Source organism: Monashia sp. HAY1-5C (assembly GCF_056755255.1).
On record NZ_JBPGXG010000072.1, the window covers coordinates 1 to 23,056 of the forward strand.

Consider the following 23,056-nt stretch of genomic DNA (forward strand, 5'->3'; position numbering starts at 1 on the left):
TCCGTCGTCGGCAGCGTCAGATGTGTATAAGAGACAGTCGCCGGGCTGTGCCTCCTATCGGGGGTCGTCGGCGGCGTCGCCGGGCAGGTGCTCGACGACCGCGTCAACCTCACGAGCGGCTCGACGCTGCCGACTCCCGGCATCGGGGCAACCGCCCGCCCGGCGGGCAGCGTCGCCAACATCGCGGCGACCGCCCTGCCGAGCGTCGTGACGATCAAGGTCGACGGCGGCAGCGAGGGGTCGGCCACCGGGTCGGGCTTCGTCATCGACCGCAAGGGTCACATCCTGACCAACAACCACGTCGTGTCGGCCGCGAGCGGGCAGATCGACGTCGTGCTCAGCAACGGCGACACCGAGAAGGCCACGATCGTGGGCAAGGACGCCTCCTACGACCTGGCGGTCATCAGGATCGGCCGCACCGACCTCACGCCCCTCACGCTCGGCAGGTCCGACCAGGTCGTCGTCGGCGACCAGGTCATCGCCGTCGGGGCCCCGCTCGGGCTGGACCAGACCGTGACGACCGGCATCGTCAGCGCGCTCAACCGGCCGGTCACGCCGGGCGAGGGCACCGAGACCTCCTTCATCAACGCCATCCAGACCGACGCCGCGATCAACCCGGGCAACTCCGGCGGGCCCCTGCTCGACATGTCCGGACAGGTGATCGGCGTCAACTCGGCTATCGCCCGCGTGCCCGGCACCGGTGGCTCGACCGGCGGCAGCATCGGCCTCGGCTTCGCCATCCCGAGCGACCAGGCCCGGCGCACCGCCGACCAGCTCATCGCCACGGGCAAGGCCACCCACCCGATCATCGGCGTCAGCCTCGACCGCACCTTCAGCGGCGACGGCGCCCAGGTCCTCGACCGCCCGGACGCCGTGACGGCGGGCGGTCCCGCCGCCAAGGCGGGCGTCAGGCCGGGCGACATCATCACGGCCTTCGAGGGCAAGCGCATCCGCACCCCGGACCAGCTCATCGTCTCGATCCGCTCGCGCGCCGTCGGGGACACGGTCACGCTCACGGTGCTGCGCGACGGCCGTCGGACCGACCTGCAGATGACGCTCGAGGCCGACCCGGACAACTGAGCCGGCTCCCGGGGCGCTTCCGTATGATGGCGCGCGCCGGCCTGCAGGGAAGCGAGGAAGAGTGTTCGACATCAACGGGTGGGAGCTGCTCCTGCTCGGCCTCCTCGCGGTCATCGTCCTCGGCCCCGAGCGCCTTCCCGAGTACGCCGCCAAGTTCGGCCGGTTCGTCCGGCAGGCGCGGGCCATGGCCGACCGGGCCAAGGAGCAGCTCAAGGACGAGATGGGTCCGGAGTTCTCCGACATCGACTGGCGGGCCTACGACCCGCGCCAGTACGACCCGCGCCGGATCGTCCGCGACGCCCTGAGCGCGCCGGCCGACGAGCCCGAGCCGGAGCCGGACAAACCGGTGAGCCTGCCGCGCGGCCACGACCCGTCGAAACCGACGCCGTGGGACGCCGAGGCCACGTGAGCACGCCGTCGGGTCCCCGCCGAGAAAACGATCTGACCCAGAGGCATCGGCTGTCGGGGGCGGCAGCTATCGTCAGGAGCTGATGCCTCCCGAACCCGTCGCGCACCCGCCTGCCTCCGTCCGCTCCCTCTGGCGCCTGCGCGGGTACCTGCGGCCGCACCGTCGGGCCCTGGTCGTCATGTTCACCGCCTCGCTCGCCGGCGTCGGGCTGTCCATCGCCCTGCCACTGGTGACGCGCGCCATCATCGACGGGCCGATCTCGCGGCACGAGCTCGGCCCGGTCCTGCCGCTCGGGCTGCTCGCGCTCGGCCTCGGTGTCCTCGAGGCCGTGCTGATCTTCGTGCGCCGCTGGGTGCAGTCCAACGCCGTCCTCGGCCTCGAGACCGCGCTGCGCCGCGACCTCTACGAGCGTCTGCAGGCGCTGCCGATGAGCTTCCACACGCGGTGGCAGTCCGGCCAGCTGCTCTCGCGCGCTACCACCGACCTGTCGGCGATCCGCCGGTTCAGCGGGTTCGGCCTGCTGTTCCTCGTCGTCAACGTCCTGCAGCTCGTCGTCGTCACCGGCGTCCTGCTGTCGATGTACTGGCCGCTCGGGCTCGTCGTGGCCGCCGTGTCGGTGCCGATCATCTGGCTCTCGATGCGCTTCGAGAAGGCCTACGTCGTCGTCTCGCGCCGGGTCCAGGACCAGCAGGGTGACCTCGCGACCCAGGCCGAGGAGGGTGCCGTCGGCATCCGCGTCATCAAGTCGTTCGGCCGCAGCGACCACGTGTCCGGTCGTTACGACGCGGCGGCGCTCGAGCTGCGCGCGACGAGCATGGACAAGGTGCGCCTCTCCGCGAAGTTCTGGACCTTCCTGGAGGTCATCCCCAACCTCGCCGTCGTCGTCGTGCTGCTCCTCGGGGCGATCGGCGTCGGCCGCGGTGCGCTGACGCCGGGCGAGCTCGTCGCCTTCATCACCCTGATGCTCTCGCTCGTGTGGCCGGTCTCATCGCTCGGCGTCATCCTCGCGATGGCCCAGGAGGCGATGACCGCGGCGGCCCGGGTCCTCGAGATCTTCGACACCGCACCCGAGATCGTCTCGGGCGGGCAGACGTCGACGCCGAGGCGCGGCCACCTGCGCTTCGAGCACGTCGACTTCGCCTTTCCCGACGCCCCCGACCAGCCGGTGCTGCGCGACGTCAACCTCGACCTGCCGCCGGGGCAGACGGTCGCCCTCGTCGGCGCGACGGGCACCGGCAAGACCGCGCTGACCTCGCTCGTGCCCCGGCTGTTCGACGTCACCGGTGGGCGCATCACCATCGACGGCGTCGACGTGCGCGACCTCGACCTCGCGGCGCTGCGCAGCCTCGTCGCCACGGCCTTCGAGGAGCCGACCCTCTTCTCGATGAGCGCCCGCGAGAACGTGACCCTCGGTCGGGTAGAGGCCACCGAGGACGAGGTCCTCGCCGCGATCGAGATCGCCCAGGCGGGATTCGTCCACGACCTGCCGTGGGGGCTCGACACCCGCATCGGGGAGCAGGGCCTGTCGCTGTCCGGCGGGCAGCGCCAGCGGCTCGCCCTCGCGCGCGCCGTCCTGTCGCGTCCGGCGGTCCTCGTCCTCGACGACACCCTGTCCGCGCTCGACGTCCACACCGAGAAGCTCGTCGAGGAGGCGCTGTCGCGGGTGCTGTCCGACACCACCGGCCTCATCGTCGCCCACCGCGCCTCGACCGTCCTGCTCGCCGACCGCGTGGCCCTCCTGCAGGGCGGCACCATCACCCACGTCGGCACCCATCGCGAGCTGCTCGACACCGTCCCGGCCTACCGCGAGCTGCTCGCCGCGGACCCGGTGGCCGGACACGACGCCTCGGCGGAGGTGTCGGCATGAGCGCGCCCGTGCAGGACTGGCGCGGCGTCGCCTCGGACGAGACCGAGGGCGAGCTGACCGCGCAGGCCTCGGCCCGGCTCGCGGGCCGCTCACGGCGGCTGCTCGCCGACGTGATGCGGCCGTGGCGGCGGGCGCTGTGGTGGCTCATGGCCGTCGTCGTCGTCGAGAACGGGGCCCGCCTCGCCATCCCGTACCTCGTCAAGGAGGGCATCGACGTCGGCATCCCGCCGATCCGTGACTCCGGCGACCTCGACCCGCTGCTCGTCGTCGTCGCCCTCGTCCTCGCCGCCACCGTCACGCAGGCCGTCGCGCGCAACCTCTTCCTCGTGCGCTCCGGCCAGATCGGCCAGGACATCCTCCTGTCGATCCGCCGGCGCGTCTTCCGGCACTTCCAGCGCCTCAGCCCCGCCTTCCACGACCGGTACACCTCGGGCCGCGTCATCTCGCGCCAGACCTCCGACGTCGATGCCATCTACGAGATGCTCGAGACCGGCTTCGACGGCCTCGTCACGGCCGCGCTGACGCTCGTCGGCACGTCCGTCCTGCTGCTCGTCCTCGACGTCAAGCTCGGTCTCGTCGCCCTGCTCTGCGGCCCGTTCCTCGCCTGGCTGACCAACTGGTTCCGCAAGGAGTCGGCGCGCAGCTACCGCGCGACCCGCGAGAAGGTCGCCCTCGTCATCGTCCACTTCGTCGAGTCGATGAACGGCATCCGCGCGGTCCAGGCCTTCCGCCGCGAGCCGCGCAACCAGGAGATCTTCGACGACGTCAACGACCAGTACCGGCGCGCCAACCTCGTCGCGTTCCGCCTCGTCGCCTGGTTCATGCCCGGCATCCGCCTCATCGGCAACGTCACCATCGCGGTGGTGCTGCTCTACGGCGGCTACCTCGCCTACGAGGGCGAGGTCACGGTCGGCGTGCTCGCCGCGTTCCTGCTGTACCTGCGGCAGTTCTTCGAGCCGATGATGGAGATCTCCCAGTTCTACAACACCTTCCAGTCCGCCTCGGCCGCGCTCGAGAAGCTGTCCGGCGTCCTCGAGGAGGAGCCCGACGTCCCTGAGCCGACCGACCCCGTCGCGCTCGAGGGGGCGCGCGGCGAGCTGCGTCTCGAGCACGTCCGGTTCGAGTACGTGCCCGGCACCCCCGTCCTGCCCGACCTCGACCTCACGGTCCCCGCGGGCCAGACCGTCGCCCTCGTCGGGACGACCGGTGCCGGCAAGACGACCCTGGCCAAGCTGGCGACGCGGTTCTACGACCCGACGCGGGGCGCGGTGCTGCTCGACGGCGTCGACCTGCGCCGCATCCGGTCCGAGGACCTGCACCGCGCGGTCGTCATGGTGACCCAGGAGAGCTACCTGTTCAGCGGCACGGTCGCCGACAACATCCGCTTCGGCCGGCCCGAGGCCACCGACGAACAGGTGCAGGCCGCGGCGCGGGCCCTCGGTGCGGACGCGTTCATCTCCGCCCTGCCCGAGGGGTACGCGACGCCGGTGTCCAACCGTGGTGGCCTGCTCAGCGCCGGCCAGCGTCAGCTCGTCGCGTTCGCCCGGGCCTTCCTCGCCGACCCCCCGGTGCTCATCCTCGACGAGGCGACGTCCTCCCTCGACATCCCGTCCGAGCGGCTCGTGCAGCGGGCCCTGCAGACCATCCTCGCCGGGCGCACCGCCGTCGTCATCGCGCACCGTCTGTCGACCGTCGAGATCGCCGACCGGGTGCTCGTCATGGAGCACGGGCGCATCGTCGAGGACGGTGCGCCGGGCGACCTCATCGAGGCCGGGTCGGGCCGGTTCGCCGGCCTGCACCGGGCCTGGATGGACTCCCTGGCCTGAGTCGCCCCCCCGGGCGCGTTCAGCGCCCGACGGGGCTCAGGCCGAGGGAGCGGCCGGCCAGGCCGCGGGCCCGGCTCGCGAGGCCCCGCGCGATGCCCCGCAGTGCGACCCCCGCGGCCGAGTCCGGGGCGCCGAGGACGACGGGCGTGCCGGCGTCGCCGCCCTCGCGCAGCCGCGTGTCGAGCGGGATCTGGCCGAGCAGCTCGACGGGCGCGCCGATGCTGCGGCTCAGCGAGTCGGCGACGGCGCGGCCGCCGCCGGAGCCGAAGATCTCCTGACGCGAGCCGTCGGGCAGCTCGAGCCAGCTCATGTTCTCGATGACGCCGGCGAGGCGCTGGTGGGTCTGCAGGGCGATCGACCCGGCGCGCTCGGCGACCTCGGCGGCGGCCTGCTGCGGCGTCGTGACGACGAGGATCTCGGCCGTCGGGATGAGCTGGGCCACCGAGATGGCGATGTCGCCGGTGCCGGGGGGCAGGTCGAGCAGCAGGACGTCGAGGTCGCCCCAGAAGACGTCGCCGAGGAACTGCTGCAGGGCCCGGTGCAGCATGGGGCCGCGCCAGACGACGGGCTGGTTGCCGGGCACGAACATGCCGATCGAGATGACCTTCACGTCGTGGCTGACGGGCGGAAGGATCATGTCGTCGACCTGCGTCGGGCGCTGCTCGACGCCGAGCATGCGCGGCACCGAGAAGCCGTAGACGTCGGCGTCGACCACCCCGACCCGCAGGCCCTGCTCGGCCATGGCGGCCGCGAGGTTGACGGTGACCGAGGACTTGCCGACGCCGCCCTTGCCGGACGCGACCGCGTAGACGCGCGTCAGGCTGTTCGGCCTGGCGAAGGGGATCTCCTTCTCGGGTGCGCCGCCGCGCAGCTGCTGGCGCAGGGCCGCGCGCTGCTCGTCGCTCATGACGTCGAGGGCGACGTCGACGGAGGTCACGCCCTCGACCGCGAGGAGGGCTGCCGTCGTGTCGCGGGTCAGGGTGTCCTTCATCGGGCAGCCCGAGACCGTGAGGTAGATGGCCACGGCCACCGCACCGGCGTCGTCGACCTCGACCGACTTGACCATGCCGAGCTCGGTGATCGGCTTGCGGATCTCGGGGTCGTTGACCTTCGACAGTGCCGTGAGCAGGGTGTCACGGCTCGGCAGCGCGGGGGCGGACATGTCCTCCATCGTAGGTCGCGCCCGCGGCCCTCCCGACCACGGTCCGTGTCTACCGCGACACACACCGCCACCCACGGTGACGCACACCGCAGGCACCCACCGAGTGGCCACCCCGGAGCGCAACACACCGAGTAGTGGCCAACGCGTCGGGGTGTACCCGTGACGGGTTGGCGACTACTCGGTGTGTTGCGCGGGGGTGGGCTCGTCGGAGCGGTGGATGAGGGCGCGCTCCTCGAGCTCGTCGATGAGGCTGCGGAGCTCGGAGCGGAGGAAGTCGCGCGTCGCCTGCTCGCGCAGGGCCAGGCGCAGCGAGGCGACCTCGCGCGTCAGGAACTCGGTGTCGGCGAGGTTGCGCTCGTCGCGGGCGCGGTCCTGCTCGAGGGCGACGCGGTCGCGGTCGGCCTGCCGGTTCTGGGCGAGGAGGATGAGCGGCGCGGCGTACGAGGCCTGCAGGCTGAGCATCAGCGTCAGGAAGATGAAGGGGTACTGGTCGAAGACGAGGTCGCGCGGGGCGAGGACGTTCCAGCCGATCCACGCGACGACGAAGACCGTCATCCCGATGAGGAACTGCGCGGTGCCCATGAACCGCGCGAACTTCTCGGACAGGACCCCGAAGGCCTCCTGCGAGAACGACACGGTCAGGAGGCGGGGCCGCTGCTCGCGTGGCTGGTCCAGCTTGTCGAGCTTGTCGATACGGCTGCCCCGCGGGCCGGTGCGCCGCTCGGCTCGCTCGCTCACGGGCGCACCTCCAGCTCGTGCCGCTCCTCACGCCAGTCCTCCGGGAGGATGTGGTCGAGGACGTCGTCGACGGTGACCGCGCCGATGAGGCGTCCGTCGTCGTCGACGACGGGCAGCGACACGAGGTTGTACGTCGCGAGGGTGCGCGTGACGGTCTCGAGCGAGGCGCTCGCCGGCACCGGCTCCATCTCCTTGTCGATGATGCTGCCGACGGCGGCGTGCGGCGGCTCGCGCAGCAGCCGCTGGATGTGGACGAGCCCGAGGTAGCGGCCGGTCGGGACCTCGAGCGGCGGACGGCACACGTAGACCATCGACGCGAGAGCCGGCGCGAGCTCCTCGCGGCGGACCATCGCGAGGGCCTCGGCGATGGTGGCCTCGGGACCGAGGACGACGGGCTCGGTCGTCATCATGCCGCCGGCGGTGTTCTCGTCGTACGTCAGCAGGCGGCGCAGGGGAGCCGCGTCCTCGGGCTCCATGAGCTGGAGCAGCTGCTCGGCCTGCTCGGGCGGCAGGTCGGCGAGCAGGTCCGCGGCGTCGTCGGGCTCCATCGCCTCGAGGACGTCGGCGGCGCGCTCGGTGTCGAGGCCGGCGATGATCTCGACCTGGTCGTCCTCGGGCAGCTCCTCGAGGACGTCGGCGAGGCGCTCGTCGTCGAGCGCGGCGGCCACCTCGGCGCGACGCTTGGGGTTGAGGTCGTGGATCACCTCAGCGAGGTCGGCGACCTTGAGGTCGTCGTAGGTCTCGAGGAGCCGCTCGGCGCTCTGGGCGGCGGCCTGGTCGTGCAGACCGGTGACGTCGCGGATGTCGACGAGCATCGTCTTGCCGGAACGGCGCCGGGTCAGCCGCGAGACGGCGCGCGAGGCCGACGAGACGCCGGAGACCTGGCGCACGAACACCTTGACACCGAGCCAGTCGCGTCGGGGCCCCTGCTCGATGGCGAGGTCCTCGACGACGGCATCGGCGAAGCCGGCCTCGATGGCGTCGGGGGTGGTGACGTGGACGGCGCGGTCGAACAGCTCGGCGGCGACGAGCACCTCGTTGGTGCGCTGCTCGAAGCGGCGCATGTTGACCAGACCCGTCGTGATGACGGCACCGGCGTCGATGGAGGTGACGCGGGTCATCGGAACGAAGACGCGGCGGCGCCCGGGCACCTCGACGACCAGACCGATGACGCGCGGCTGCGGCCGGCCCGCGGGAAACACCACCACGACGTCGCGGACGCGCCCGACCTGGTCGCCGAGCGGGTCGAAGACGCTCAGGCCGGTCAGGCGCGCGACGAAGACGCGGGTGTTTCCACTCATGACGCCAAGGCTATTCGGTCAGGACGGACGGCGACGTCCGCCACGTCGCTGCTGGTGCTTGCGCATCTTGGCCCGCTCCTTGGCCGCCTTGCGCCGGCTCCGCTCCTCGGCGCGTGCCTGCTGGCGCTGGGCCTTCTCCTCGCCGCGGCCGCCCAGGTGCCAGGGGCGCCAGGCCGTCGTCGTGGCGGTGGTGCGGGCCGGTGCGGCCCGGTGGGCGTCGGCGGAGTAGGCGCCGGGCGACTCGACCGGCTCCCCGAACGGGACGAGCGCGGTGATGGTGCACTCGGCGGCCCACCGGGCCAGCGAGTCGTCGACGGCGTTGAGCCGAGAGGCCTTGAGCAGGTCGGCGGCCCGGGCCCACTGGGGCGTGCCGGGTTGCAGGACGTGGACCGTCGCGCGGACGGTGAGCAGCCGGCCACCGGTGTCCTTGCTGCGCAGGACCAGTCGGACCTCCTTCGGCAGCCAGGGCAGCGGCTGCTCGCCCGGACCGCTGACGACGAGCGCCGCGCCCTCGTCCCACACGTGCCAGGCCGGCCAGGCACGGTCGTCGGCGACGTCGATCCACAGCAGCCCGGACTTGCCCATCGCCTCGTCGAGGAGCGCGCTGAGGTTGGCGGCCGGTGCGCGGGGGGTGTCCGTGGAGTCGTCGGTCGTGCCGCGGACGGCGGTACGGTCGGCGGGCTCGCGGACGGGCTCGCCGGTGGGGCCGGTCGTCGCTGGCGCGGTGCTGGGGTCGCTCACAGGGCCACCCTAGTGATCCGCACCTCATGCCGGCCGGGCGTGAGCGCGGTCATAACCGGTGCCGTGGGGCCGCCGCTAGGTTGGCGCCCATGCGCAGCGCGAAGGACTTCTTCCGTCCCCTCGCGGTGGGTGCGCCGGCTCCGCTCACGCAGGTGCCGGCCCGCCCGTCGCGGGTCATCCACTTCTTCGACCCGAGCAACGAGAAGATGGCGGCCAAGGTCCCCGGCCTCGTCGGCACGGTGGACGTGCTGCTCGGCAACCTCGAGGACGCCGTCAAGGCCGACCGCAAGGAGGCGGCCCGGGCGGGCCTCGTCGCCGTCGCGAAGACCACGGACTTCGGCGAGCACACGCAGCTGTGGACGCGCGTCAACGCGCTCGACAGCCCGTGGGCGCTCGACGACCTGACGACGCTCGTCACCGAGATCGGCGACAAGCTGGACGTCGTCATGGTCCCCAAGGTGCAGGGCGCCGAGGACATCCACTACGTCGACCGGCTGCTGGCCCAGCTGGAGGCCAGGGCGGGGCTGACGCGTCCGATCCTCGTGCACGCGATCCTCGAGACGGCGCGCGGCATGGTCAACGTCGAGGAGATCTGCGGGGCCAGCCCGCGCATGCAGGGGCTCTCCCTCGGGCCGGCCGACCTCGCGGCCGACCGCCGGATGAAGACGACCCGTGTCGGCGGTGGCCACCCCGGCTACCTCGTGCGCGAGGACGCACCGGGCGACGACGTCCACGCGACCCGCCCGGTGCACCAGCAGGACCTGTGGCACTACACGATCGCCCGGATGGTCGACGCCTGCGCGATGCACGGCATCTACCCGTACTACGGCCCGTTCGGCGACATCACGGACGTCGTCGCGTGCGAGGACCAGTTCCGCAACGCGTTCCTGCTCGGCTGTGTCGGGGCGTGGTCGCTGCACCCGGTGCAGATCGACATCGCCAAGCGGGTGTTCAGCCCGTCGCCCGACGACGTGCGCCACGCCCGACGCGTCGTCGCCGCCATGGGCGACGGCACCGGGGCGGTCATGCTCGACGGGAAGATGGAGGACGACGCGAGCCTCAAGCAGTGCCTCGTCATCGTCGAGCTCGCCGAGCGGCTCGCGGCCACGGATCCCGACCTCGCTCGACGCTACGCCGAACCCGCCGAACCCGAGCTCCGGGGACAAGGGGCCTGAGGAATGGGACCCGACGAGACCGCCTTCCGTCCGCGTCGCTCGGTGCTCTACCTGCCGAGCTCCAACGAACGGGCGCTCGAGAAGGCCAGGACGCTGCCCGTCGACGGGCTGATCCTCGACCTCGAGGATGCCGTCGCGCCGGAGGCCAAGGACTCCGCTCGCGAGAACGCCTGTGCCGCAGCTCGATCGGGCGCCTACGGTCGACGCGAGCTGACGATACGCGTCAACGCCATCGGGACCCGGTGGCACGAGGACGACCTCGCCGCCGCGGCCGCTGCCGGCCCGGATGCCGTCGTCGTGCCCAAGGTCGGGTCGGCCGACGAGGTGCGCTCCCTCGTCGACGCGCTCGAGGCCGCGGGTGCCCCGGAGCGCACGCGGCTGTGGGCCATGGTCGAGACCCCGGCGGCGATCCTCGACGCCGCCCGGATCGCCGCTGCGTCGGACCGGCTGGCCTGTCTCGTCCTCGGGACCAACGACCTCTACAAGGAGCTCGGGGCCTCCTTCGCGCCGGGTCGCGCCGCCGTCATGACGAGCCTGCAGCTGGCGGTGCTCGGGGCCCGGGCGGCCGGCGTCGCGGTGCTCGACGGCGTCTTCAACGACGTCAAGGACGCCGACGGGTTCCTCGCCGAGGCGCGTCAGGGTCGGGAGCTCGGCTTCGACGGCAAGACGCTCATCCACCCGGCACAGGTCGGCCCGGCCAACGAGGTCTTCGCCCCGAGCGCGGGGCAGGTCGAGGACGCCCGCGCCGTCATCGAGGCGTTCGAGCAGGCGCAGTCCGAGGGCCGTGGCGTCGCCACGCTGAACGGCCGGCTCGTCGAGAACCTCCACGTCGACACGGCGCGCAAGGTCATCGCGACCGCCGAGGCGATCTCGGCCCTCGCCGACTGACCCGCCTCCGTCCGCTGCCGAGACCTCGACCCGAGGAGCGGCTCAGGTGACCGCGTGGAGCTTGTCGGGGTTGCGGATGCCGTACACGGCCACGACGCGGTCGTCCTCGACGGTGAGGAACCACACCGAGTCGACGCCCTCGGCGGTCAGCAGCACGACCGCGTCCTCGCCGTTGACGACGCGCACCTCGGCACCGGTCACGGCCGCCGACTCCGGCCGGTTCAGGACGCCGGCGAGCCAGCGGGCGACCTTGTCCGCCGTGTGGATCGGGCGCAGGGCCGCGCGGCGGATCCCGCCGCCGTCGCTGACGAGGGTGACGTCGGGGGCGAGCACCTCGAAGAGCGCCTCGACCTGACCGCCGGCGGCCGCGGCGAGGAACCGTTCGGTCACCTCCCGGTGCCGAGCCGCGTCGACGACGCTCCGGGGCCGCCGCGCCTCGACGTGCGAGCGTGCCCGGTGCACGAGCTGGCGCACCGCCGCGGGTGACCGGTCGAGCGTCGTGGCCACCTCGGTGGCCGGCATGCCGAACACCTCGGTCAGGACGAACGCCGCGCGCTCCAGCGGGCTGAGCGACTCGAGGACGATGAGCATCGCCATCGACACCTCGTCGGCCAGCTCGGCGGCGGCGGCACCGTCGTCCCGGGGGTCGCTCGCGACCGGCTCGGGCAACCACGGGCCGACGTAGGTCTCGCGCCGCGAGCGCAGCTGGCGAAGGCGGTTGAGGGCCAGACGCGTCGTCACCGTCAGCAGGAAGGCGCGCGGCTCGTCGACCGTGGAAAGGTCGACGTCGCGCCACCGCAGCCACGCCTCCTGCACGACGTCCTCGGCGTCGCTGTGGCTGGACAGGATCCGGTAGGCGGCACCGACGAGCCTGCCGCGGTGCTCCTCGAAGACCGCCGTCTGGGGGTGCCGGGTCGCGGGCGTCCCGTCGGCGGCGTCCGGTGTCGCAGGGGTCCTCATCGGTTCCTCACCTCGTGGTCTGGTGGCTGCCGGCCGGCCACCGCGATCATCGCAGGGACCGGCGGCGCATGCGGTTCGACAGGTGGACACGCGTCGCGCCCACGGTGTGACATGGCGGACGCGCCGGAGCCGGCCCCGTTTCCCGTGCAGGGCCGACCCGGGTGAGACTGGGGCCGTGACGACGCCCGAGACGCGCCCGCCGAGGCTCGCGTCGACCGCGCGAACTTCTGCGGGCCGGCCGGGCCCCACGCGTGCGCCCGGCGTCGGGAACGAGCCGCCACTGCGGCTGACGCGTCGGGGTGTCCTCGTCCTCGGTGGGCTCGGGGCCGCCGCGGTCGCCGGCGGCGGCTGGGCGCTCGCCTCGGTGATCGCGCCGGACCACCCCGTGACGATGACGCCGGAGGCCAGGGACCGCCCCGTCGCGGTCGAGCGGTCCGTGCTCCGACGCCGGGACGCCGTCGGCGGGGTGGCCCACCACTACGAGGTGGACGGCCGGGCGACGCCGTACTACGTGCAGGACGCCTTCGCCGCCACGCTCGCGGCGTGGATGACGACGCACCGGGCGCTGACCGGCCAGCGCCCGGAGGCCCTGCACTCCTACGGCGGCTGGACCAGGGGTGCCGGCACGTCGTGGCACCACTCCGGCCAGGCGCTCGACGTCGCCCGCCTCCGCGCCGACGGACGGGACGTCGCCTCGCTGCGCTACGACCGCTGGCGCGACGACACCGCCGCCGAGGTGCGCCGCCGGCTCCGGACCTACTGGCAGGTGGCGGCCGGCCTGCACCTGCACTTCGCGGACGTGCTGACCTACCTGTTCGACGCCTCGCACGCCAACCACATCCACGTCGACAGCGGACGCTTCGGCCCCGGCGGACTCCCCCGGCTCATCCCGCGCTCGGGCGCCCAGGTCCAGGCGGTCCAGGCCATGTGCGTCCACGTGTGGGGACGCGGCGAGGTGACGATCACCGGCCGGCTCGACGCGGCGACGCGGGACGCGACGACCGCGATCCTGCGCGACCACGGGGGCGAGGGCGAGCTGACCGACGGCGTCGAGGCGTGGCAGGCCTTCCTCCGGGCCACGATGCGCGAGGCGCGTGACGCCTGAGCGCGACGCGCGCCGCGCGGGCGACCGTAGGATCGGCCGCATGCCCCGGAGCGTGCTCACCCCGCAGGTGGAGGACTTCCCGCGCTGGTACCAGGACGTCGTCGCCAAGGCGGAGCTGGCCGACAACGGTCCGGTGCGCGGCACCATGGTCATCCGCCCGTACGGCTACGCGATCTGGGAGCGGATGCAGGCCGACATGGACCGGCGGATCAAGGAGGCCGGCGCCTGCAACGCCTACTTCCCGCTCTTCATCCCGGAGTCCTACCTGACCCGCGAGGCCGAGCACGTCGAGGGCTTCAGCCCCGAGCTGGCGGTGGTCACCCACGCGGGCGGCAAGGAGCTCGACGAGCCGGTCGTCGTGCGGCCGACGTCCGAGACCGTCATCGGTGAGTACATGGCGAAGTGGACCCAGAGCTACCGCGACCTGCCGCTGCTGCTCAACCAGTGGGCCAACGTCGTGCGGTGGGAGCTGCGCCCGCGGGTCTTCCTGCGCACCAGCGAGTTCCTCTGGCAGGAGGGCCACACGGCGCACGCGACCGAGCAGGACGCACGCGACTACGCCTGGCGCATCCACTCCGAGGTCTACGCGGCCTTCATGCGGGAGATGCTCGCGATGCCGGTGGTCCTCGGCCGCAAGACCGCTCGCGAGCGTTTCGCCGGGGCGACGAACACCCTTGCGCTGGAGGCGATGATGCGCGACGGCAAGGCCCTGCAGATGGGGACGAGCCACGAGCTCGGCCAGAACTTCGCCACGGCGTTCGACATCACCTACCTGTCCGAGCAGGGCCACCGGGAGCTGTGCTGGACGACCTCGTGGGGCACCTCCACCCGCATGCTCGGCGGCCTGATCATGTGCCACGGCGACGACGCCGGCCTGCAGGTTCCGCCACGTCTGGCACCGGTGCAGGCGCTCGTCATGGTCGTCAAGGCAGGCGAGGGGGTCGCCGAGGCCGCGGCTCGGGTCCGCACCGACCTCGTCGCCGCCGGTGTCCGTGCCGAGCTCGACGACCGCACCGACACCCCCTTCGGCCGCCGCGCGGTCGACGCCGAGCTCAAGGGCATCCCGGTACGGGTCGAGGTCGGGCCCCGCGACCTCGTCGACGACAGCGTCACCGTGGTGCGCCGCATCGCCGGGGGGAAGGCGCCGGTGTCGCTGCGCGCCCTCGTGCCGACCGTCACGGCGGCCCTCGCCGAGGACCAGGACTCCCTCTACGCGGCTGCCCTGGCGCACCGTGACGCGCGCACGAGCGCCGTGACGACGATCGAGGAGGCCGCCGAGGCCGCCCGCACCGGATGGGCGACGATCCCGTGGGCGACGCTCGGGGTCGAGGGCGAGGAGCGGCTGGCCGCATCGACCGTCACCGTGCGGTGCCTGACGATGCCCGACGGCTCGGTGCCACCGTCGGAGGACGCGGACGGAGTGCTCGCCGTCGTCGGCCGTGCCTACTGACGCGAACCCGAAGGCGGTGGTTTCCTCGGTCGGGACCTCCCGTCCGGGGTGCGCGGCGTCACGGTCGGTCTGGGGAAGGTCCGGGCCCGCGGCGTCGTTGAGACCGACGTGAGGACGGTGGACGCGTGAGCGAGCAGCACAGCGACGAGACGGTGACGCCCGGGCGACCCGTGCCGCAGCCCGGGACGGCGCAGCCGGAGGTGCTGACGCCGCTGCTGCGCGACCGTGAGAGCGTCATGGTCTACGACCGCGAGCACGAGCTGTCCCCCGAGGCCCTGCGGGCCATCCTCGAGGCCGCGCGGTGGGCGCCGTCGGCGGGCAACTCGCAGCCCTGGGGCTTCATCGTCGGCCGCCGCGGGGACGAGACGCACGCCGCGATGATCGAGGTTCTGAGCGCCCCGAACCGGGTGTGGGCCCCGTCGGCGTCGGCGATCGTCTTCACGCTGCACCAGGTGGCGACGGACGAGGACCACGAGGTGTCCTACAGCGACTACGCGATGTTCGACCTCGGCCAGGCCGTCGCCCACATCACCGTGCAGGCCCGGTCGATGGGGTTGCAGGTGCGCCAGTTCGGCGGCTTCGACCACCGCGCCGCGAACGAGGCGTTCGCCGTACCGCGGCACTGGGCCGTCACGACGGGCATCGCCCTGGGCCTACCGGCACCGGCGGGCGTCGACGACGAGATGCCCGACTGGGTGCGCACCCGGGCACGGCTCCCTCGATCCCGCCTGCCGCTCGAGGAGTTCGTCCACTCGGGGAAGTTCGGCCACCCGGCCGACTTCCTGTCCGAGCCCCCGTCCTGACGCCGAAACCGTCCCGGGGCGGGGACCACGCCACGAACGCGTGGTCCCCGCCCGCCTGCCACGACGTCGTCGTCGAGCCGTCGTCCGCGGCGTCACCACCGTGACGTCGCGGCCGCCATGAGGTCACCGAAGAGGAGGCCGTGGTCGACCTCGAACCCACGACGCGTGAACCAGTCCCCGATGTTGCGCGCGTCGCGCTCGAGGAACTCGGGCCCGTGCGGGTTGCCGATGACGTCGACGACCTGCGGCCAGTCGATGATGACGAGCCTGGCCGCCTCGCCCTCGCCGTCGAGAAGGACGTTGTACGGCGAGAGGTCGCCGTGCGCCCAGCCCAGCTCGGCGAGCCGGAGCATCGCGTCGCGCAGCTGCTCGAAGAGCCCGGGCAGCAGCTCCGGGTCCGGACGGGTCTGCGCGAGCCGCGGCGCAGCCTGCCCGTCGGGAGTGCCGATGAACTCCATCAGCATCTCCTCGTCGGACATCTGCACCGGGTACGGCACGGGCAGGCCCTCGTGCCAGAGCCGGACCAGCGTCTCGAACTCCGCGAAGGCCCAGAGCCCACTGATGAGCTCCTTGCCGAACGAGGTACGCGTGCGGATGGCCCGCGTCTCGCGCGACTTGCGGACCCGACGGCCCTCGAGGTAGCCGGCGTCGCGGTGGAAGAGCCGGTTCCTGCTCGACCGGTACCGCTTGCCGGCCATGAGCACGTCGCGGTCGGGCGAGCCTGGCACCCACCGCCGGACGAGGTGGACGTCGGCCTCCTTGCCCGTCTTGAGGACGCCGAGGTCGGACTCCACGGCTCCGAGGTCGGTGATGACCCACTCGGGGCGCGGCTTGGGACCGTGGGTCGCACCGTCCCACGACGACCACCGCTCGCCTTCGGGTGGACCGTCGGGGTCGGTGTCGACCGCGTACTGCTCGACGTCGAGGTCGGACAGGCGGCCGTCGGTCAGGTGAGGGTCGAATACCTCGTATTCGTCCTCGTGGAAAGCATTGAAAGACAAGGAAACTCCAAGGAAGAAGTGAGCTGGGCGGTCATGCCCGGGACCGTGATCGACATGTCACCCTCCTTGGGTCGGTGCGGACGGCCGTATGCGGCCCGCTCTGGTAGAGAGTGGCGCGGGCGCGCGCCGTCGGCAACCGATTTACGCGGCCGACGCGCCCCACGACCCGGCCCGCACGGGTCCTCCCGGACGACTTGTGCCGTTTCGGTATCAAAGCCGCCCTCTGCCGCTCTACCGTGGCAAGGAGCAGGGTCCGTCTCGGAGGTGAGCCAGGAATGCCGACCGCGTCCTTCGGTGGGGGAGCGGTGCGCGTACGCACGCCCCGGAACTACGACGCCACGCCCGCGCCGGACCGCTCCCGCGACCTCCCGCTGCCCTCGTCGGCCGGGGCGCGCAAGGAGGGCGTCCTCGCCGCCCTCCAGGACGAGCAGTTCGACGTCGTCGAGCGGATCGCCCTCTCCCCGAGGGCCTCTCGTAACCTGGACAGCGCTGCAGCCAACCGCGTGGGGACCGTCGCGGTCGACGTCGACGTGCCCCCGGAACAGGACGCCGTCGTCCTCGTCGAGCGGGACGGCGTGTGGTCCTGGCACCTGCCGAGGGGCCGCACCCGAGGGCTGGGCGACGGCTCGCGGACGGTCAGCTTCCGCATCGACGTGCAGCCGACGCGTCCGTCCACGCCGTCCCGACGCCGACCGGCCGCTCGCGGTGACCGAACCCGAGCCCTCGGACCGCCCGGAACCACGGACCGGGGCCTGCTCGGTGACCTCGTGCACGGGGCGGCGGAGGCGGTCGTCCTGCGGTTCGCGTCACCGCTGCTCGACACGCTCGTCGACCGGCTCGAGACCGGGACCCGCACCGGCCTCGTCCACGTCACCGACGAGCCGGTCGAGACGTGGCTCCCCGTCGAGACGCTGGCCGACGTCCCCCTCCCGACCGACCGGCCCGCGCGGGTCCTGCTCCTCGTCCACGGGACGTTCTCCTCGACCGCGGGGGCCTTCGGCGCGTTGTCGCTGGCCCCCGGGGCCGGTGGATTCGTGCGGACCCTCGTCGAGGCCTACGACGCCGTCATCGGTTACGACCACCGCACCCTGAGCCTCGACCCGGAGCAGAACGCCCGCGACCTGCTCGAGCGGCTCCACGTCGCGGGGGTGCGCGACGACCTCGTCCTCGACGTCGTGACGCACAGCCGTGGCGGGCTCGTGACCCGGTCGTTCATCGAGTCGGTGCTGCCCGGGTCCGGCTGGGGAGCAACGGTCGACACCGCCGTGTTCGTCGCCTCGACGCACGGTGGGACGCACCTGGCCGACCCGGCCCGGTGGCGCGACCTCGTCGACCTCTACACCAACCTCGTCACGCTCGCTGCGAGCGGGCTCGGGCTCGTCCCGGGCGCGGCTCCCTTCGCGGCGGTCGTCGGCGGCGTCGTGCGGGCGGTCGGCAGCCTCGTCAAGGTCCTCGCGACCGCGGCCACGGCGAGCGGTGACGACGCCGCGGTCCCGGGCCTGGCCGCCATGGTGCCCGGTGGGCCCTTCGTCACCGACCTCAACGCGGACCAGCCGGGTCAGCCCGGGCCGGGGACGAGCTGGTACGTCGTCAGCAGCGACTTCCACGCCTCCCTCGACGGCCACGACGCCCCGGCCCGGCTCCCCAAGGAGCTGGCCACCGTGCTCGCCGAGGGGTTCGTCGACGGGCTCTTCCACGGCCCCAACGACCTCGTCGTCGACGTCGCGTCGATGTCGGCCATCGGACCACCGAGCGGGGGCTACGTGCGCGACACCCTGGCCCTGGGCACCAACGGGACGGTCACGCACGTCGACTACTTCGCCCAGCTCGAGGTGATCGGTGCACTGTCGCAGTGGCTGCCGCTGGGGCTCGGTGCCGGCGCCGGCGACGACGCGTCGCTCCCGGACTGGATGACGGCCGGTGCCGAGCCGATGCCGCCGGCGCCGCTGCCGCCGGCGCCGCTGCCGCCGGCGCCGCTGCCGCCTCAGGTCGGCGCGGAGCCCGAGGAGCCCACCGGTGGCGGGCCGCGCGACCTCCCACCGGCGCCCGCCGGCCGCGTCACGGCCCGGCGCGCGACCCCGGAGCCGGCCCCCGAACCGGCCGCCGCGCCGACGACGCGCGCCGGCCTGGCCGCCGAGATGCCCTCGCTCCTGACGCCGGGCCAGACCTTCACCGTGCGCGTGCGGCTCGCTCGCGGGCGGCTCACGGCCACCGAGGGCACGGCGAGCGTCACCGAGACCGTCGAGCTCGTCGCGGAGCGACCGGTGTCGGTGCAGGTGCTCGGCAAGGACAACGTCGAGGTGCTCGAGCGCGAGGCGAAGGTGTTCGGCCTGCCGAGCGGCGACTGGGCGAGCGAGCTGACCTTCTCCGCGCGACCCCTCGCAGACGGGCCGGTCTCGGTCGCGGTCGTCCTGCGCCAGGGATGGGTACCCGTGGCGAACGTGACCCTCGACGCGAAGGCCGGTGCCGCGTCCGTCGTGACGCCGCCACCGGTGAGCGCGACCGTGCACCCCGGCATCGATGCTCCCGAGCTCGACGGGCTGCCGTGCCTCGACATCGTCGAGTGCCGCCGGCCGAGCGGTGAGCGCGTCTACTCCTATGCCGTGCGGCTGGTGCCCGGAGAGGAGCCGCACCTGTTCGAGTCCGGTCCGATCGTCGGTCGCGACGACTTCGTCCGGGAGCGCATCGCCGAGGTGGAGCGCGTCATCCGCGACCCCGACCTCAGCGATGCGCGCCGCCTCAAGCAGCTGCAGAACACCGGCTCGTTGCTGTTCGAGCAGTTCTTCCCCGCGGACATGCGGGCCTACCTCTGGGCCAACCGCGACCGGGTCAGCGACCTCCTCGTCTACACGGACGAGCCGTACGTGCCTTGGGAGCTGTTCCACCTCAAGCCGCCCCGGGGCAAGCGCGGCGTCGAGCCGCGGTTCCTCGCCCAGGGCGGGCTCGTGCGCTGGCAGCTCGGCAGCCTTCCGCCACAGCGGATCCGCGTCCGCGCGGGGAGGGCGCGCACCATCTGCCCGGAGTACGCCGACCCGATGTTCCGCAACGACGTGGGGCTGCTCGAGGCCGCCTACCTGCACGAACGCTTCGGGGCGCGGCCGGTCACGGCCACCCCGAGCGGCGTGGAGAGGGTGCTGCGGGGTGGGACCTTCGACCTGCTCCACTTCTCCGGCCACGGCGCTGCCGACGCCGCGGACATCGCCGACGCCCGGGTGCTGCTCAAGGGGCGGCGCCGCGGGCAGGAGGTGCTCCAGCAGTTCCTCAGCTCGACCGACGTGTCGCAGAACGTCGCCTGGGCCGCTGCGGGCCGACCCGGCCCGGTCGTCGTCCTCAACGCCTGCCAGACCGGCCGTGGCGGCGAGCTGTTCACGACCGTCGGCGGCTTCGCCAAGGCCTTCCTCGACGCCGGCGCGTCGGCGTTCGTCTCGTGCCTGTGGTCCGTGCACGAGGAGCCGGCGCGGGTCTTCGTCGAGACGCTCTACGACGAGCTGCTCCGTGGCACCCCGATGGCGCGCGCCAGCGCCGCAGCCCGCACCGCCGCCCGGGAGGCGGGCGATCCCACCTGGCTCGCCTACGTCGTCTACGCCCGACCCGACGCCGTGCTCGAGATCGCTTGAGCCGCATCACACTCGCCCCCACCGCCTCGATCCTCCGCGGCGGCACGACCGCACCACAGCACCGACCGCACACGACCCCGACTCCCGAGAAGGAAGGAACGGCCATGGCACGCAAGGCCCTCTGCGTCGGCATCAACGAGTTCGCGTCGCTCCCGCGCACGAGCTGGCTCAACGGCTGCGTCAACGACGCAAACGACGTCGCGGCGGGTCTGCGCGCCTTCGGCTTCACCAAGCGCGGCACGACGGTCCTCACCGACGCCGACGCGACGAAGAAGAACATCATGAGCGCGCTCACCGACATGGTGAGGCGGGCCAAGCCCGGCGACCACCTCGTCTTCACCTTCTCCAGCCACGGGACCCAGGTGCCCAACGAACCCGGCGGCGACGCCGAGCCCGACGGCCTGGACGAGGCCTTCGCCTGCCACGACATCCGCCAGCGGGGCAACCAGTGGGACCGCGACACCGTCATCGTCGACGACGAGCTGCGCGACCTGTTCGCCTCGGTTCCGCACGGCGTCCTGCTCGAGGTGCTCCTCGACACCTGCCACAGCGGCACCGGCCTGCGTGACCTCGAGGAGATCATGCAGGCGGCCGTCCTCGGGCGCGCACCGCGCTTCCTGCCACCGCCGACGCCGGCCGGACTGGAGCAGGTACGCTCGATCAGGTCGGTCACGGCGCCGCGCACCGTCGACCGCAAGGCCCTCGTCGAGCTGACCAAGGGCCGTCGCGCCGGGGCCAAGCCGGTACTCTTCGCGGCCTGCAAGCCGGACCAGACGGCGTCCGACGCGACCTTCGACGGCCGGTCCAACGGCGCCTTCACGTACCTGTTCCTCAAGGCCCTCGCCGGCAACCGGGCCGCAACCCGTACCGAGCTCCTGCGCAGCGTGACGTCGGGCCTCAAGAGCGGTGACTTCAGCCAGCGTTCGACGCTCGAGGGCCCGGTCGCCTCGAAGAAGGTGGCCTTCGGCCAGCCCTGGTGATGCCGGGTCGCCGGTGACCGAGACCACAGGTGTCGACCCTCACAGGCGAGGGCCCTGCCCGGCCGACGAGCCCGGCGGCATACTCGGTCGCAGCCGAACCCGGCCGGTCGTCACCGACCCGCCAGGTCCCGGCACAGTCCAGCCCAGACGCAAGGTGGCGATTCGAGCATGTCCCGACTGCAGCAGACCGATGGCCTGTCCGAGGAGCAGATCGAGCTGGTCAAGCTCGTGCGTGAGTTCGTCGAGGAGCAGATCCTGCCGGTGGCCACCGAGCTGGAGCACCGCGACGAGTACCCGAGCGAGATCGTCGAGGGCATGAAGCAGATGGGGATCTTCGGGTTGATGATCCCGGAGGAGTACGGCGGGCTGGGGGAGTCGCTGCTGACGTACGCGTTGTGCGTCGAGGAGATCGCCCGGGGCTGGATGAGTGTCAGCGGGATCATCAACACCCACTTCATCGTGGCGTACATGATCCTGCAGCACGGCACCGAGGAGCAGAAGCGGCGCTACCTGCCCCGGATGGCCACCGGTGAGGTGCGGGGGGCGTTCTCGATGAGCGAGCCGGGCTGCGGCTCGGACGTCTCGGCGATCAAGACCAAGGCGGTGCGCGAGGACGACGGTGGGTGGTCGATCACCGGTCAGAAGATGTGGTTGACCAACGGTGGGTCGGCCAACCTGGTGGCGGTGCTGGTCAAGACCGACACGGGTGCGGAGTCGGTGTACCGGAACATGACGACGTTCCTGGTGGAGAAGGAGCCCGGGTTCGGCCAGACGGCCCAGGGAATCACGGTGCCGGGCAAGATCGAGAAGATGGGCTACAAGGGCGTCGACACGACCGAGCTGCTCCTGGACGGGCACCGCAGCACCGACGCCCAGGTCCTCGGCGGCGAGCCGGGGCGGGGTTTCTACCAGATGATGGACGGGGTCGAGGTGGGCCGGGTCAACGTGGCCGCGCGGGGCTGTGGGGTGGCGCGGCGGGCGTTCGAGCTGGCGGTGGCGTACGCGCAGCAGCGGGAGACCTTCGGCAAGAAGATCGTCGAGCACCAGGCGGTGCTGTTCCGGTTGGCCGACATGGCGGTCAAGGTGGAGGCGGCGCACGCGATGATGGTCAAGGCGGCCCGGACGAAGGACTCGGGGCAGCGCAACGACCTCGAGGCGGGGATGGCCAAGTACCTGGCCTCGGAGAACTGTGCCCAGGTCGTCGAGGACGCGTTCCGGATCCACGGCGGGTACGGCTACTCCAAGGAGTACGAGATCGAGCGGCTCTACCGGGAGGCGCCGATGCTGCTCATCGGGGAGGGGACCGCCGACATCCAGCGGATGATCATCGGGCGTCGCCTCCTCGAGGAGTACCGCCTCCGCGGCTGAGGTCGACGTCTCCCGGTCCCGGGTCGGGGACGGCCGGAGTGCGAGGATGAGGGCATGAGCCTGCAACCGAAGGGTCCGGGGCGACGACCGGGATTCGCGACTCTGTCCCTCGACTACCCCCTGTCACTCGGCATCTTCGACAAGTACGAGGATGCCCAGAAGGCCGTGGACACCTTGTCCGACAAGGAGTTCCCGGTCGAGAACTGCCTCATCGTCGGCACCGAGCTCAAGCAGCTCGAACGGGTCACCGCACGGCTCACGTGGGGCCGCGTGGCGCTCGGCGGACTGCTGTCGGGCATCTGGCTCGGCCTGTTCGTCGGTCTAATCCTCATGCTCTTCACCCAGACCTCCAACCCCACGAGCATCCTGCTGCTGACCGTCGTCTACGGCGCAGGGTTCGGGCTGATCTGGTCCCTCGTCGGCTACTCGTTCACGCGCGGAGCACGCGACTTCTCCTCGGTGAGCCAGGTCGTCGCCACGAAGTACGAGGTGTTCTGCGAGCACAAGTTCGCCCAGCAGGGGCGGGCCATCCTCGCCGAGGCCGGCATCTGTCTCTTATACACATCTGACGCTGCCGACGACGGA

Annotated in this window: 19 protein-coding genes; 13 read left to right on the forward strand and 6 right to left on the reverse strand. The window is 72.4% G+C overall.

Annotated elements, in window-relative coordinates; all coding sequences use genetic code 11:
• Nucleotides 1-87: 87 nt before the first annotated feature.
• The 4 genes from ACR9ZK_RS12300 (at nt 88) to ACR9ZK_RS12315 (ending at nt 5,182) form a co-directional block, all read left to right on the forward strand.
• Entirely contained in the window at nt 88-1,080 is a 993-nt protein-coding gene (locus ACR9ZK_RS12300; protein WP_481342207.1) for a S1C family serine protease, read from the forward strand.
• Nucleotides 1,081-1,141: 61 nt separating this feature from the next.
• Nucleotides 1,142-1,489: a twin-arginine translocase TatA/TatE family subunit gene (locus ACR9ZK_RS12305; RefSeq protein ID WP_481342208.1), complete on the forward strand. Its 348-nt coding sequence runs from the start codon at nt 1,142-1,144 to the stop codon at nt 1,487-1,489.
• Nucleotides 1,490-1,571: 82 nt separating this feature from the next.
• The gene (locus tag ACR9ZK_RS12310) at nt 1,572-3,356 is read left to right on the forward strand and encodes an ABC transporter ATP-binding protein (RefSeq protein WP_481342210.1); all 1,785 of its coding nucleotides are present in this window, start codon (nt 1,572-1,574) and stop codon (nt 3,354-3,356) included.
• The gene (locus tag ACR9ZK_RS12315) at nt 3,353-5,182 is read left to right on the forward strand and encodes an ABC transporter ATP-binding protein (RefSeq protein WP_481342212.1); all 1,830 of its coding nucleotides are present in this window, start codon (nt 3,353-3,355) and stop codon (nt 5,180-5,182) included. The genes ACR9ZK_RS12310 and ACR9ZK_RS12315 overlap by 4 nt, the downstream gene beginning before the upstream one ends.
• Nucleotides 5,183-5,201: 19 nt before the next feature.
• Here the strand turns inward: ACR9ZK_RS12315 and ACR9ZK_RS12320 are convergent, their stop codons facing one another.
• From ACR9ZK_RS12320 to ACR9ZK_RS12335, 4 genes are all read right to left on the reverse strand, one after another.
• Nucleotides 5,202-6,344: an Mrp/NBP35 family ATP-binding protein gene (locus ACR9ZK_RS12320; RefSeq protein ID WP_481342213.1), complete on the reverse strand. Its 1,143-nt coding sequence runs from the start codon at nt 6,342-6,344 to the stop codon at nt 5,202-5,204.
• A 174-nt stretch (nt 6,345-6,518) separates the two neighbouring features.
• On the reverse strand, nt 6,519-7,082 hold the full coding sequence (locus ACR9ZK_RS12325; protein WP_481342214.1) for a DUF1003 domain-containing protein: 564 nt from the start codon (nt 7,080-7,082) through the stop codon (nt 6,519-6,521).
• Nucleotides 7,079-8,383: a magnesium transporter MgtE N-terminal domain-containing protein gene (locus tag ACR9ZK_RS12330; RefSeq protein WP_481342215.1), complete on the reverse strand. Its 1,305-nt coding sequence runs from the start codon at nt 8,381-8,383 to the stop codon at nt 7,079-7,081. Before ACR9ZK_RS12330 ends, ACR9ZK_RS12325 begins: the two co-directional genes overlap by 4 nt.
• Nucleotides 8,384-8,401: 18 nt before the next feature.
• On the reverse strand, nt 8,402-9,124 hold the full coding sequence (locus tag ACR9ZK_RS12335; RefSeq protein ID WP_481342216.1) for a hypothetical protein: 723 nt from the start codon (nt 9,122-9,124) through the stop codon (nt 8,402-8,404).
• An 89-nt stretch (nt 9,125-9,213) separates the two neighbouring features.
• Between ACR9ZK_RS12335 and ACR9ZK_RS12340 the strand changes: the two genes are divergently transcribed.
• Complete coding sequence (locus ACR9ZK_RS12340; protein WP_481342217.1) at nt 9,214-10,299, forward strand: HpcH/HpaI aldolase/citrate lyase family protein; 1,086 nt, start codon at nt 9,214-9,216, stop codon at nt 10,297-10,299.
• 3 nt (nt 10,300-10,302) lie between these two features.
• Entirely contained in the window at nt 10,303-11,187 is an 885-nt protein-coding gene (locus ACR9ZK_RS12345; RefSeq protein WP_481342218.1) for an HpcH/HpaI aldolase/citrate lyase family protein, read from the forward strand.
• 42 nt (nt 11,188-11,229) lie between these two features.
• Here the strand turns inward: ACR9ZK_RS12345 and sigJ are convergent, their stop codons facing one another.
• On the reverse strand, nt 11,230-12,147 hold the full coding sequence (gene sigJ, locus ACR9ZK_RS12350) for an RNA polymerase sigma factor SigJ (protein WP_481342219.1): 918 nt from the start codon (nt 12,145-12,147) through the stop codon (nt 11,230-11,232).
• 175 nt (nt 12,148-12,322) lie between these two features.
• Here sigJ and ACR9ZK_RS12355 point away from each other — a divergent pair, with 175 nt between their 5' ends.
• The 3 genes from ACR9ZK_RS12355 to ACR9ZK_RS12365 all read left to right on the forward strand — a co-directional run bounded on the left by ACR9ZK_RS12355 (nt 12,323) and on the right by ACR9ZK_RS12365 (nt 15,505).
• Nucleotides 12,323-13,252, forward strand: a complete 930-nt coding sequence (locus tag ACR9ZK_RS12355; RefSeq protein ID WP_481342220.1) for an extensin family protein — start codon at nt 12,323-12,325, stop codon at nt 13,250-13,252.
• 40 nt (nt 13,253-13,292) lie between these two features.
• Nucleotides 13,293-14,702, forward strand: a complete 1,410-nt coding sequence (proS, locus tag ACR9ZK_RS12360; protein ID WP_481342221.1) for a proline--tRNA ligase — start codon at nt 13,293-13,295, stop codon at nt 14,700-14,702.
• A 125-nt stretch (nt 14,703-14,827) separates the two neighbouring features.
• The gene (locus ACR9ZK_RS12365; protein ID WP_481342222.1) at nt 14,828-15,505 is read left to right on the forward strand and encodes a nitroreductase family protein; all 678 of its coding nucleotides are present in this window, start codon (nt 14,828-14,830) and stop codon (nt 15,503-15,505) included.
• A gap of 92 nt (nt 15,506-15,597) precedes the next feature.
• Here ACR9ZK_RS12365 and ACR9ZK_RS12370 read toward each other — a convergent pair whose 3' ends face one another.
• On the reverse strand, nt 15,598-16,506 hold the full coding sequence (locus ACR9ZK_RS12370; protein ID WP_481342223.1) for a serine protein kinase RIO: 909 nt from the start codon (nt 16,504-16,506) through the stop codon (nt 15,598-15,600).
• Between the two features lie 275 nt (nt 16,507-16,781).
• Between ACR9ZK_RS12370 and ACR9ZK_RS12375 the strand changes: the two genes are divergently transcribed.
• The 4 genes from ACR9ZK_RS12375 to ACR9ZK_RS12390 form a co-directional block, all read left to right on the forward strand.
• The gene (locus ACR9ZK_RS12375; protein ID WP_481342224.1) at nt 16,782-20,123 is read left to right on the forward strand and encodes a DUF7379 domain-containing protein; all 3,342 of its coding nucleotides are present in this window, start codon (nt 16,782-16,784) and stop codon (nt 20,121-20,123) included.
• A 104-nt stretch (nt 20,124-20,227) separates the two neighbouring features.
• Complete coding sequence (locus tag ACR9ZK_RS12380; protein WP_481342225.1) at nt 20,228-21,103, forward strand: caspase family protein; 876 nt, start codon at nt 20,228-20,230, stop codon at nt 21,101-21,103.
• Nucleotides 21,104-21,271: 168 nt separating this feature from the next.
• Complete coding sequence (locus ACR9ZK_RS12385; protein ID WP_481342226.1) at nt 21,272-22,471, forward strand: acyl-CoA dehydrogenase family protein; 1,200 nt, start codon at nt 21,272-21,274, stop codon at nt 22,469-22,471.
• 54 nt (nt 22,472-22,525) lie between these two features.
• Nucleotides 22,526-23,056: YflT domain-containing protein (locus tag ACR9ZK_RS12390; protein ID WP_481342227.1), on the forward strand; the 531-nt coding region annotated here is incomplete at its 3' end.